The organism is Legionella gratiana, from assembly GCF_001467695.1.
GTDB lineage: Bacteria > Pseudomonadota > Gammaproteobacteria > Legionellales > Legionellaceae > Legionella > Legionella gratiana.
Window position 1 is genome coordinate 30106 of sequence record NZ_LNYE01000003.1, and the last position, 13402, is coordinate 43507.

Below are 13402 nucleotides of genomic sequence, written 5' to 3' on the forward strand. Positions count from 1 at the left end.
TTATCTATCATGATCAACCAGAGATTTGGACCTAAATATTCAGCCTTTACTCAAATGAATAAAGGCATTTTAAGACAACAAATAAAGAATGACTATTGAGGATGAGGTGAAGTGACCTCGTTGGATGATGAAACATAAGAATCTGTAAACGATTTAAATATATTTAATCGATGAGATTTAGTCCCGTTGTTTAACAGAGAAAAATTGAGCAAAGAACTACCTAGATCCTTATTTTTATTCTCAGCTAAGGTTTCTTTCGCATCTTGCACTAACAAGTGAAACCCAAAAGAAGCGTCAATATTATCCACTTTATTACACGAATTAATAAAAGATTGAGCAGTTTCTAATGTGCCGTGCTTTTTTAAAATAGATCTTAATTGATTAAAGTTAATATCAACTCTATGATCTAAACTTGCGAAAGTAGTCATTTCTAATTGATTGAGAAGTTTAATTCTCGAAGTTCCATGCTGATTTATATTTAAAAATCGTAGAATTCTATCTAAAGTTGGAACAAAATCCGCATTCCAAATGGCTAAATCATTACTAGATTTAATATAGAGCAGAGTAAGTCCCAAAAGATGTCTTGAAAACTCAGTTAAACTCACTGAACCAGGTTCTTTATCCCCAAATTTTAGAAAAGATTTATCAATGAGACCTAAAAAAAACTCTATTTCAGGCTTGTTATCTACATCTTTAATGCACAAAAAAAGTTCATTTAAAAATAATTTTCCCTCTTTTCTTTTTTCTTCTGGAAGTTTTTCCAATAATTCGCTCATTATCTTGAAATACCACATATTTGATCGCCATGAAATTAAAAGAGACAAATAATAACAAAAATAAATTAAGTGAATATTAATTAATCATAATCGGTATGGAATTAATCATACGGACTGCACTTTTAGCTTAGCTTTTATATCAAACTCTATTTAACAGGTCTAGGATATAACAGTCAGTGCAGTTATAATGCCATCCTCTCAAATCGTGTATCATTTTTTAAATAGGTTAATTACCCAGTGTATTATTTAGGGGGAAGAATGAGTAGAAATAGAAGCTGCCATAAATGGTCATCTATGATTTATCCTTGGGTGCTTTGGACAATTGCCGCGAGCTTTTTCTTTTATAAATATTTGATCCAAGTTTCTCCAAGTGTCATGACCTTTGATCTCATGAAAGTTTTTGAGGTGAATGGAGCTGGGCTTGGGAATCTTTCAGCGTTTTACTTCTATGCTTATTTAGTGATGCAAATACCAGTAGGAATTTTGCTTGACAAATATAGTCCACGGTTACTTACTACTGGTGCTATTTTTTTGTGCAGTATAAGTACATTTATATTTGCACAAACAACGACACTATGGTTGGCTTGTATCGCGAGAGCATTTATGGGTGCTGGGGCTGCTTTTGCAGCGGTTTCTTGTTTTAAACTGGCTTCATTATGGTTTCCTTCAAAACGCTTTGCATTAGTTTCAGGAATGTTTATGACTGCTGCTATGTTGGGGGCTGTTGGGGGGCAAATGCCATTGTCTCTTTTAGTACAACACGCAGGTTGGAGGATGGCTCTTGTTATAGTCAGCTTCGCGGGAATTCTTTTAGGGATTCTTTATTTTATTATCGTTAGAGATAAATCAATAAGGACTGCATCAACGATAAAGCATGAGGATGAATCAAGCTATTCATTCGCAACTATTATACGAAATAAGCAAACGTGGTTTTTATCTTTATATAGTGGTCTTGCTTTCGCACCGGTATCCGTTTTCGGAGGATTATGGGGAGTTCCATTTTTAGAAACGGCCTATCATTTGTCACGAACAGATGCCGCTTTCGCAGTCTCCACTATTTTTATAGGATTTGCTGTGGGTGCACCTATTTGGGGTTGGTTGTCAGATTTTATAGGACAAAGAAAACCAATTCTTTTTTTTGGGACTGTTCTTGCTTTAATGTGTTTATCCATAGTGATTTACAGCACAACGCTTCAATCATTCTCTTTGATCGCTTTATTATTTTCTTTTGGATTTGGTACAAGTGGCTTTTTTACAAGTTTTGCAATGATTCGTGAACTATTTTCACTGACTCTAGCGGCCACGGTGCTTGGCTTTATGAACACATTTGATTCTTTATGTGAAGCCTTATATGAACCTTTAGTCGGTGCATTTTTGGATTGGACTTGGGATGGGAAAATAATGAATGGGATTCATCAATTTTCACTATATGGATACCATGTATCTCTAATTTTATTACCTCTTTCTCTCGTTTTAGCACTCGCAATTTTATTTTTTATTCAAGAAACATATTGTCGAACTAAAGATGAGAATTTGGCAAAACCATAATACATCCTATTCAAAATCAATTTTGATCTATTTCTGATTTTTTGTTAATCCTCAGATAAAATATATCTTATATTTGATCTAATTGACGTTTTATCTAACAATAAATTCTATAATGAAGGTAATAGGCTGTACTGGAGAGTAAAATGGGTAGAAATATTGTTATTGATTTTTCAAATTTAGATCAGGATTATCAGAGCTACATTCGGAATTATCAAGCAAAATTTATCACACAACTGGAACATTTAGCGGATATTATTAAAGAGAATAATCCAAGAAGCATAATTGCTAAAGATAAAATTATAAATCCAGATAACTGGTCACTTAAACATATCATTCCAGATACAGGGCGCAGTTCGCCGGATATTTCTTTACGCTTACCAAATCGAGATGAAGTTTCAGCTGCTAGCTTTAAAGAGAAGATAATACCAACGGAGGAAAGTGAGAGTTTATTTGATTTTTTGAAAACTAAACTTAGTGAAGCAAGAAAAGTTGCTACTAAAGATCATAAGAGGTTAAAACAACTAGAGGGTTATATTGATTTGTTAAATCTTCAGGTTAGATCGGTTATCGCTGAAGTGGGCGCTCTTAACTATTTATCTAAATTTGAGCGACATTTTAAAGAAATATATAGTAATCCTGATGCAAATGCTGATGCTCAAATATTATTTGATCAGACTATCCATTGTGTTAATCAGTTAAAAGATGCTTTAAAAAGATATTCCCTCGATTTTCTGACGAGTAATGCGATATTAGATAAACATACTTCTAAAGATGCAGGTAGATTAAGAAGTAATGTTTTTGACCTCTATAAAGAGATAAAAGAACATATTGATGAGCTTGCTAAAAATCAATTTTTAATGAGTGGATATATTGAAAAAATAAAGACCGAACTGGAATCGGCAATAGGATGTTTTGAACACAAAAATAATATTAATTTTGCCTTGCCTACTGCTGGTCAAACAAAAACGCAGAAGATACGTAAACTTACTCAATTAGGTCTCGGATTAACTACCGTAGGCTGCGGGGTATTAGCTTCTGGTTGTGCAATTGCAAGTTTTGTAAATCCAACAGGTCCTTTAGTCACAGGACCTGTTGCTCTTATGTTGACTGGTGGGGCTATTTCTTGCGGTCTTGCCGCTTCATTCATTTCTATTATAAATGGAGCTGAGAATTATTTAAAATTTCATATCCCACCTTCCACCGAGGAAAAAATAACATTGGTACTTCTCACATCTTCAATGTTAGTCGGTGGAGCTAATGCAATGTTGGGCTCTACTTTACCCGTTATTACTACAGTTGCTTCCGGTGCAAACAATGCGGTAAAAATAACCTATGGAGCTACAGGAATTGGAACATCCGTGTTTGAGGCTAGTACTCAAAAAAAGATGAAGAGCGAATTAACAGGAAAGACAGAGGATCCAAGTCCTCTATCACCTGGTCAAAAAACTCCTAACTCTTAGGATAATGAGTTAGAGATAAGGATTTTATTTTTAATGTGTTTTACTTTGGACAAGCATTTTGTTCGTTAAAGCAATTGCTAAAGCAGAAATGAGTAAGGTTAAATGAATGATTACCTGCCACATTACCGAGTAATTGCTGAGTTTATTGGGATCAATAAATGTTCTTAACAAATGAATAGACGAGATACCAATTAGTGAAAGAGCCAGTTTAATTTTCATAGCACCGGCATCGAGATGATCAAGCCATTCAGGCTGATCGGGATGTGACTCTAATGCGAGGTGAGAGACAAATGTTTCATATCCTCCCATGACTACCATAATCAGGAGATTAGCGATCATGACTACATCAATGAGATCTAACACTCCTAACATGATGAGTGTATCATCAAAACTGTTGAGATGAATGATTAAATGAAATAATTCATATACAAAGCGATAAACATAAACAGCCAAGATCAAAATAAGGCCTAAATATAATGGAAGTTGCAACCATCTTCCCATAAAAATAAACTGACTAATGCCTTTTTTTAGATTACTCATAAGTACACCTTTTACTCATTAAAAAATTTTTGTTATTCAACCGCATTTAATATGTTGATACCTTAATTTATCAAGTAGATATTTAAAATATTTTTTACCTCAGGTAGATTAAAAGCGATTAAGACTTTTATTCTAAGTAGAAATCAGAATTTATTGCTGTGATATTTTAGAAAAAACTATCTGCTCTGCGAAAGTACGGATTAAGATCAGGCTTTCGCGAAGAGCACTATCTAGAGACAAAAAATCAAGGTGTTCTGTTGGGGATTTGTTCCTGTTGATTTTCATTTTGTTTCATTAATGTAGTTGTTGATTGTTGAAACAACGGAAGTGAATGTACCGGTTCTAGTGCTACTACCCCATTATTATTTTTTTCAGATGAATTATTTTCATTTTCATCTCTTAATTTTTCGTACAATATTGCATGAGAGGCTGGGACTTCTTTTTCAACAATATGGGTTTCCTCTTTCGGAGTAATGATCCAACGAAAGAAAGGGAGTTGGCTGAGAAAATTAGCAAAAGAAAGTTGTCCTGCCCACCAAGCGCGAAGATTGGGAAATAAAATTCCTTCATCGCGCCATGCAGCACGGATATCAGCAAGAAACCCTCTGATCAAACTAGGATTTTTTACAATCTGTACGCTACCAGCTGCAGTAGGATCATAGTGTTCCAAGACACGAACTTTTTGAACGTCTTGAACAATTACAGATTCTTCTTTTATTTGCTGCAATTCTTTTAGCCAACGCTTCAAAAGCTTGGGTGTATTCAGGTCTTTAATTGGTATGCTTTGCTCTATATTTTTTTTGTCTTTGGGTAATTGCTCCGTAAATGTACGCCAAAGCTCTTGAGCTTTTAGATTATGTTGTTTCAGTTGTTCATTAATGATGTTGATGTTTGGATTTTTATGTTCCAGTTGCGCTTCAATCACTTGAAGAGTGAGGTCTTTGCTGTGATTATACTGCTCTAAAAATTCACTCCAAGCCATTGTTAAATCGTTATCTTCAGTTTGGAGTGCTGTATAACGATCTGAAAAATAAGATAAATAGTTATCGTAAGCACGATGAAATAGACGGCGAAGTTCTTTCGTATGGGTTGCAAAGATTTGCAATTTTCTAATAAAGTCTTCAGGATTAAGATAGAAGTCCGTATTAAGTTGGTTGATACCAAAATCTTCCCTAAGCGAATCGAGATTCAAAACCATTTGAGTTTCACCAATAGCGCCATATCGCCCAGATCGGCCAATAATTTGACCATAATCTCGTTCTCCATGAGGAAGATAGGTAAGTAAAACTTTAAGCCCAGCTTTATGAGCTTTTCCTTTTAGCTCAATATCAACACCTCTTCCTTCCATTTCGGTGGTAATAGTGACTTGGCCAGGTTTTCCAGCTTCATTTTTAATGTAGCTTGCCTCAGAAATAGATCCATCATAATCGACTCCGGCATGGATACGAGTCAGCTTGGGTAAGCCTTCTTTATTGCGTTTTTCTTTTAATCGTTCTTCCAATTTATCATGAAGTATTTTAGATTCATTATCATTTTTACAAATCAAAAGAATGGGTTGATTTTTTGCTCTTGATTCTAAGATATGCTCTACTAATGCATCTAATTGTTTTGTTTCATTTTGCGTAATGCGAGTAGGGCGATCAAAACGACGTATTCCTTTATGTCTTGGTACGTAGATAAATTGCGTTCCAAATTCAAATTGGGCTTCTCTTTGTTCCATTTTGGAACCAATAGTTCCAGTTACTGCATGCAAACTACCTTGGCTATAGGCTTTAAGTAAGGTATTAGAAGAGCTACTAAAGGTAATCTTTCTTATAGGATCAATGTTAAAAACACGCTTCTTGCTTTTACATTGCTCAAGTGCCTCTTTGAGATAGGGATCTTCTATAGTAGGATTTTGTGCTTTTATGAGGCGATTGAGTTCGGCATGCAAGCATTGATGCACCCCATCGTCAAAATTAGAGTTTTTGCTGATACGTGAACCGATAAGGCACATCGCAGCAGCTACTTTTTTATCTCCAAGCGGGGTTGGAGAGGTTGCATCAGATACAACAGTATAATCAACATTATATTCCAGATGTCGAGCAGTATAAGCTGAGTCTTGCCATTTTTCCAGTTGTAAGATAGGCATTGATTTAATGATTTGGAATACACTGGGATTTCTTGCCTCAACAAAGGCGAGTAGTTGTTCATTGCAACGTTGTTTGTTTTCTAAGTATGTTTTTTCAGTATCGCTTTGTGCAAAAAAATCCATTAGTAATGGAAAAAGTGGTATCAAATCGATATTTTTCTTAGGTATCGTGGAAGAGTAATTGTATTTTAAATTTGCGACATCAAAATAGGTTACATCCGCTTCATCCAGTGATAAAGCTCGTTTTTCAGGATCTTTATTGAGTACTTGGTCCGATTTATTTTGGCTGAAAGCTTTATTACGAAACAAGCATAGATTTTCGGGATCAGAGACATTGATCCCTCCCATTTTATAGTCTTCAATTTTAGATGAAGAGGTAATGAAATTAACTTCAGCGCCCAAAGAATTGAAAAAAGGCAGTGACTCAAGGTAATCCCGTTCAGCAAGAGCCAAGTTGCTGGTCAAAAAATCAACAGTTTTACCTTTAAGGAATTGGCAGGCATTCAAAATCATCATGATCCGAGTTTTCCCTTCACCGGTTCCTATTTCAGCTGTGACTTTATTGCCTGTTTCCAAAAGGGAAAGAATGGCTATAATTTGTGTGGTATTCAGTTCATAGGATCGTCCGGGTATTTGATCTTTACCCACAAATTCCGGAGGACGTCCTTTACAACGGTGTAATAATTCAGCGGTCAACATGACCATTTTAATATGATTTGCAGGCGGTCTATTTTTAAATTCTTTAAGTTGATTCAATATTTGTTGCGTTGATAAGCTTTTTGCTTTTTCCTCTTCGTTTTCTATTTCATTGAGATATTTTTGTGTAAATATTTTTTGGACTTCAGGCATCTGTTTCAGCGTTTTTTTAGCGAGATCGAGCTTGAATCCATTGTCTTTTTCGCGCCCATCATGTTCGTTTGTAGCACAAGGGTGTTTGTCGAAGTATTGGTATTTTCCGTCAACTTTTCTTACAGATATTCCTGTTCCAGATCGCGCCGCATCAATCCAATCCATGAAGGTAGATAAAGGGGGAAATGGAGCATGTTGGTAGTAATCGTGAAGGTATTGAGTGATCGAAGTGTTTTCTTTATTTTCATGGATAAATTTGAGAAAGGTATGTACATCTGCTTTGCTGCATTTCACTGAATTATTCATTTGAGTGATTACGGCATTAATAAAATCTTTTTGCAGATTTTGAGGTAATTCATTGTATTCTTTGGAGTTAAACAATTCGATTAGATCGTTAACATCACGATCTGGAAGACCCCCTGAATAGTGATACATCAGACTTAAAACAAGATTTTGATGATCAAGAGCAACTAACTTATCGATGAGCTGGCATACATCATTATGATTTTTGCTTACATCATGTGACGACCCCTTAAGGGCCATGCTAATAAAGTGATTTGCACGGGTTGCAAGATTACTGTATTTTTGAATTAATTCTCTTTTTTTCGCATGGAGATGGAGAACAACGTTTTGGAAACTGTGGCTCTCTTTATTTCTAATTCCTTGGAGCTCTTTGTATGTATTTGATTCCTTCTCTACCAGCTCTGGAAGGCCAAGTGATTCTAAACTATCTAGTTCTTCCTCAGTTGCATCATCCGTGTTAGAAGAGGTATTCCAGAAATAGTTTAAAACATTTTGAAATAAGGTTTTACTTTTTTGTTGGATAGCGCGCTCTTCTACTGCTTTAATTATTTCAGTAATGCGAGTGCTGATTGCTTGGCAGTCTTTAAAATATTCTTTGTTATTCGCTGAAAGCATTAAAATTGCATCAATATCTTGTTGAATTTTCTTTAATTTATCGATTGCTTTAATGCCAGAGTCAGTGTTGTATATCAAATCAGAAATGGAATTTCTTAACTCGCTTAATTCGTGCGGATAATCCATAGGTTCAGGAATTTTTGCTTTCTCATGACATTCATAGAGTGCGTTCGGTAAACTGAGAGAGACTAGCTCCGCTGAAAAGTTAAATGCCTCCTTACGAACGACTTGTTGTTTCATGAGTTGGGGATACAGAATATCCAATAAATAGCTGCATTTTGCCAAGGAGTTAGTTACATCACCCTTATTTGCTCGGTGCTCCTGGGCAAGATTCATATACTGTTCAAACTCGTCAAAGGAATTATTTTTTGTAATGCCATCAACAAGAGACTTAAATTGAGTTAAATAACTGGGTGGACCAGGATGTAGGTTTCGTGACAGCAACCCATTCGTTTTAAATGCTTCTTGACAGTATTCAAAAAATCGTATTTTTTGAGCGGGGGTTAATATTTTTATGAGACTTACTAAACTTCTTACAAGAACTTCGTGCTGATCTTTTTCTTCTTCATTATCAAAGTTACTGACTAGTTCCTCAATAAATGAACATGTTTCTTTTTGGGTACACTCGAGCTCTCTTAAAAGTGTACTAAAATTAACTGCGTCTTTAAGATCGAGTAAAGTTGTTCCACTAAAATGCTTACCATAGTTTTCATGCATCCATTCCCGAATTTCTTTTTTAGTCGTTGGTTTTGAGCGGCAAATCAGACTCATTAAATCATTTTGGATTTTATTGAGTGTTGTATGATTCAGCTTGTTAGGCTGGTCTCTATTTTGGATTAATTGTAATAAAGATAAGCCATAGGGTAATAAGTTTTGAATTTTCTCTTGGTACTGAGCATTGTTTGGATTAGTGAGTCTTCTTTTATAGGGTTCGATGATATCATTGACTAATCGTGTTTTATTTTCATATTCTAAATGAAAGGTAGTAAGTAGTGGCAACAAGACTTTTTGTGGATTTAATTCAGGAGGATTCACTGTATTGATGTTCGAATCGGTCAATGCTTCACAAGCACTAATAAATTGTTCTAGCAGAGTTATATCTTGGGGTTCAGGGAAATATTGGCCATCTTTGTTTGCTTTTATAGTTTCTGTTTTAATCAGACGAATTGCATGCATCATGCTCTCAGGATAATCTTTATAGAGTGAAGCAGCTTTATCCATTTTTTTCATCATGTCTGCTTGAACCGATTGTAAATCTAATAGACTCAGTTTTGGATCGAGGAATTTATATTCAGAAAGTTTTAATAGCTTGTTTAAATAACTCATGGGTGGAGTAACAGGCATGTCCATAATAGGTTTTAGTGTTTGAATACGTACGGCTGGGGTCCCTCCTTGTGCATCGATACCTTTTGAGAATAATGCTCTTCCCATGGCGCTACGATTCGCTTTAAGTCGTTCCAGAGAATCAAGATTTATCATCCTAGTTTGAAAGCTTTCCCATTCCTCAAGTACTGCTTTGGGGTCAAAACCTGTTTTGGCATTCGTGCTTGTTGATTTAGCTAAAATATATAGCATGCGTATTTTAGCTTCATTATTCATCTCTTGATTTGAAAACAATTCATCAATAATTTTTCTATATTGTTCCAGAGGTAAATGTTGCTCTTGAGTAGCTAGATAACGATAAAAAGCGGGTTTAACCAGTTCTGGGTTACTGTTTTTATTTTGTACTAATAGCCTTTTTATCCATTCAAGCTCTCCTCTCTCTCCTAAATTAGTTTCCACCTGCATTTCTGGAATAATAAAGTGGAAATTATTAGGATTGGAAATGATGATGTTATTGATACACTGCCATTGAACTGCTTGATCTTGTGGGCGACATTTATTTAAAAGATCCACGAAACCAGCAAGTGTAGATGGGAATTCTTTTTCATCTTTAATAGTCTTAATTTCGTGAAAGGTTAAGCCCATTTGTTCTATGGTATTGACTGTGTCAGTAAATTGTCTGAATAAACTCGATAAATCACTATAGCCAATTTTACGGCCATGGTTTTGGATAAGAGCCATCCACCAACTACGATGCTCCTTACTTAGGTTGGCAATTTTAGAAAGAGTCTCTTGGAATTCTTTATTGTCAATAAAGGGTAAAAAAGAGGGCATGTATTTCAATAATGAAGCATACGTGTCTAGGAACGCGGGGCCTTTGTAAGGATCATTAGTATACTCTTCCCATGTTCTAAATAACTGGTTTAGCCCAGGTGCTCCATATTGGCCATAAACATCAAGAAGCGCATTGTATTGTTCTTTCTCAAATTTAAGTTTTGTACTCCATGTTGTCAAAGCTTGGGATAATTCTCTATTGTTTTTTATGAGTTCAGGTAATGGATGGTTTGCTTTATTAAATTGAAGGCCTAAATCTTTTTTAAATTTTCGTGCTTCATTGCGATTCGTAAGGTCGTTCCATTTGGACAGATTTGTTCTTTGAGAGGGTAATGACAAAATGTCAGTAACAATCTGAGTGGCAATTGGTGATCGATCCAACTTTGGTAAATCATTCGTGAGTTTTAGAGTAGATGTGTTTTCTACATCGGCCACGGATTCGGGTTGAGTTTCTGTACTCAGCTCTTCATGCAGAGTAATTTCAATTCGAGGTATTATTTTTCCTTTAGGAAGTATTCTTCCTTCCGGTTTTTTTGATGGAGACTGAGTTGCGTGTGGAAGATTGTTTTCTAACTTTTGTTTGTTCTTTTCCAAACAATGATTGGAAATAAGATTATCTAATTCAATTTGTATTTTGGTGTTTTCCAAATGTTCTGGAAGATTAATATTTAGGGTGATTTGTGGGTGGTTTTTTAGGAAATCAAGTATTTTTTGTGCTTGAAGGGCGGTCATTTCACTACCCTGGATTATTAAACTTTTTGCAGGGTTGTTGATCAGAGTTGTTAATGCTTGAGTGATTTGAGTATTTATATTAGATGGAGGAGTTGTGTTTAAGTCGAGCAGAGCATCATCATTTTGGTATTTAAGAATATCATGATTTTGTTTCTCAAGCATACATACTCCTATTGAACTAGGTAATGATCAATACATAGCCATTATAGTTTTTATTTATTAACAGAGTCTTAACATTGGCAATCTAACTAATGATTCGTCCCTATAAATTTTCATTGAAAATTTATAGGGACTGAGCTATTTAAATTTTGAATCTGAGAGTAAACCAGATTCTTCTTTTTCATCACCTAAGATTTCTTGTTTAAATTGGTCTAAAGCACGAGACTCATCAGTTTGATTAAGAGTAAAGAACGTATTTGCAAATTTTTGACGATGCTCTGATTTAGCCAAACCTTGACCAACTAAGGAGCCTAGAACCATACCAATACCAGCAAATAAACCAGCTACAGCCTTAATTAACACCTCAGCGATGCGATATAGCCAACCATGCCCCATAATCTTATCTGCAATTTCAATGTTTTCTTTACACGATTTACGAAAATCAGCAATTGTGGTTTTTAATTCCTTTGCAGTTGCGTTCGAAGTCAATGCTTTGAAAAATTGTTCTTGATTTTTAAATAAAGTACTATGTAATCGTTTTCCCTCTGCTTTAGAGGGGGTATCATTATGAGTAAGTTTTTTGAGTTTCGACTCTAGGGTTGTTAAGTTGACTATAAATTGCCTTTGAATCTCCATTTTCTTGTTCTCGAAATCAGCAATGTTTTTTTGAATCTCGTCAGAACTTTGAGTTAATGTTACGTTTAGAGTCGACACAACATCTTCCTTTTTAGTAATAACTTGCTCATAAATTGCCTTAAAGCGATTCTGCAAATCACTTTCAACTAGCCCAAAACGTAAACAAAATTGTTCTTTGGCACAAGGAGGGTAACTGTCAGGATTGGTTGCAACTTTTTGTATCATTGCTCTAAAAATGTCCTGGAATTTATAATTCTTACCGCCAATCATATGTACGGTATCTTGCTCAAGGGCTGCATCAATATGAGCCCTGTCATAAAAAAGATGAATAACACCGCCATTTAGCATTGCTTCAGGACTATTTAAGAATTTTTCACAAAAACTATCTAATGTTTCTTTTTCAAGATCTTGAGTTTTAATAATCTGACATAATCTTTGAAATCCCCATCCCACCTGATCACGCATATCTTGTGGAGTATAACCGGGAACTGATAAAAGAGTATCTGATTGGGCTTGTTCCTTTAATAAATTAACTGCTTTAATAATGCGCTCATATTGTTCTATGAGGCCATTTGGATTTAATTTCTGCTCAGATTCTATTTCCTCAACACCAGCTGCCTGACTTATGTTGACAACAATTTGCATTGTGTTTGTAGAAAATTTTTGTTGTTGTTCCTCATAAGCACTTGGACCATATTGAGATTCATTATTAGGCATTCTATGAATAACATGTAAGCCTTCTTTTAAACCATAATAAATCGCATCTTTAAGATTAATTTCACCGCCAGAAGACGTATTACGTCTTATTTTAGTTTGAGGTGTTGGATCATTACTAAAAATAAACTTTAATACTTCTGGGGTTAGGAGTATTGCTATTTGGGGATCTAATAGCATTAGTCGATTAAGTGCCGCATTTCCATAAAAAGATTGATTAGAATATTTAGAATCACAAATTCTTTTAATTTCTTTTAAAGATTCTTCAATCTTATTAGTGAGTGGTGTTTTAGGATTTTGTTTTAGCTTATCAAGAATTTCAATTGTCGTAGGCATAATAGCAACTCAACTTTGATTAAATTGTGCTCATATTAACATAAATATATTAAGTTATTCTTAAGTAAAGCAATAACCATATGTTTCGCCACCGCCTACGCACTTCAATTTTTGACCAAGCTGAGCAAATGTTCTAAAAAAGAATTATCCCATCCTCCATAAAAATTTTTATTTTTTCGCTCAAGCGACCATTAGAGACCTCCTTTTTAATCGTTTTCAAGTCAGACAAGAGCATCAAATCAAAAATCATATATGATTTGACAATTTGGAATATATGCGTCTGGATAACTAATCTTCCAATTGGTATGACATACAGAAAAATTTATTTTTAGACGTTATTCGAAACTTTATTACGAGTCCAGAAAAATTTCAGGCAGTCAATGCGCCTATTCATGAAAAAATGGAATAAGTTGATTTCCTAAATTTTATGAAAAGAAAAGAATTCA

The 13402-nt window shown here is 34.8% G+C and carries 6 protein-coding genes; 2 read left to right on the top strand and 4 right to left on the bottom strand.

The window, feature by feature from the left end:
* Positions 1 to 92: 92 nt before the first annotated feature.
* A complete protein-coding gene (locus Lgra_RS00975) occupies positions 93 to 794 on the bottom strand; it encodes a hypothetical protein (RefSeq protein ID WP_058497431.1) in 702 nt (233 codons plus the stop codon).
* A gap of 240 nt (positions 795 to 1034) precedes the next feature.
* Between Lgra_RS00975 and Lgra_RS00980 the strand changes: the two genes are divergently transcribed.
* Positions 1035 to 2324, top strand: coding sequence for an MFS transporter (locus Lgra_RS00980; protein ID WP_058497432.1), 1290 nt, complete (start codon positions 1035 to 1037; stop codon positions 2322 to 2324).
* 143 nt (positions 2325 to 2467) lie between these two features.
* The gene (locus Lgra_RS00985) at positions 2468 to 3784 is read left to right on the top strand and encodes a hypothetical protein (protein ID WP_058497433.1); all 1317 of its coding nucleotides are present in this window, start codon (positions 2468 to 2470) and stop codon (positions 3782 to 3784) included.
* 30 nt (positions 3785 to 3814) lie between these two features.
* Here the strand turns inward: Lgra_RS00985 and Lgra_RS00990 are convergent, their stop codons facing one another.
* The 3 genes from Lgra_RS00990 to Lgra_RS01000 all read right to left on the bottom strand — a co-directional run bounded on the left by Lgra_RS00990 (position 3815) and on the right by Lgra_RS01000 (position 12956).
* Positions 3815 to 4324 carry a TIGR00645 family protein gene (locus Lgra_RS00990; protein ID WP_058497434.1) on the bottom strand — a complete coding sequence of 170 codons (510 nt, stop codon included), beginning with the start codon at positions 4322 to 4324 and terminating at the stop codon, positions 3815 to 3817.
* 244 nt (positions 4325 to 4568) lie between these two features.
* The gene (locus tag Lgra_RS00995; protein ID WP_058497435.1) at positions 4569 to 11273 is read right to left on the bottom strand and encodes a preprotein translocase subunit SecA; all 6705 of its coding nucleotides are present in this window, start codon (positions 11271 to 11273) and stop codon (positions 4569 to 4571) included.
* 135 nt (positions 11274 to 11408) lie between these two features.
* Entirely contained in the window at positions 11409 to 12956 is a 1548-nt protein-coding gene (locus Lgra_RS01000) for a hypothetical protein (protein WP_058497436.1), read from the bottom strand.
* Positions 12957 to 13402 lie beyond the last annotated feature (446 nt).

Bases quoted from the DNA above. Each gene is read 5' to 3' on its own strand.
- Lgra_RS00975 (WP_058497431.1), bottom strand. From the start codon at position 794: ATGTGGTATTTCAAGATAATGAGCGAATTATTGGAAAAACTTCCAGAA.
- Lgra_RS00980 (WP_058497432.1), top strand. From the start codon at position 1,035: ATGAGTAGAAATAGAAGCTGCCATAAATGGTCATCTATGATTTATCCT.
- Lgra_RS00985 (WP_058497433.1), top strand. From the start codon at position 2,468: ATGGGTAGAAATATTGTTATTGATTTTTCAAATTTAGATCAGGATTAT.
- Lgra_RS00990 (WP_058497434.1), bottom strand. From the start codon at position 4,324: ATGAGTAATCTAAAAAAAGGCATTAGTCAGTTTATTTTTATGGGAAGA.
- Lgra_RS00995 (WP_058497435.1), bottom strand. From the start codon at position 11,273: ATGCTTGAGAAACAAAATCATGATATTCTTAAATACCAAAATGATGAT.
- Lgra_RS01000 (WP_058497436.1), bottom strand. From the start codon at position 12,956: ATGCCTACGACAATTGAAATTCTTGATAAGCTAAAACAAAATCCTAAA.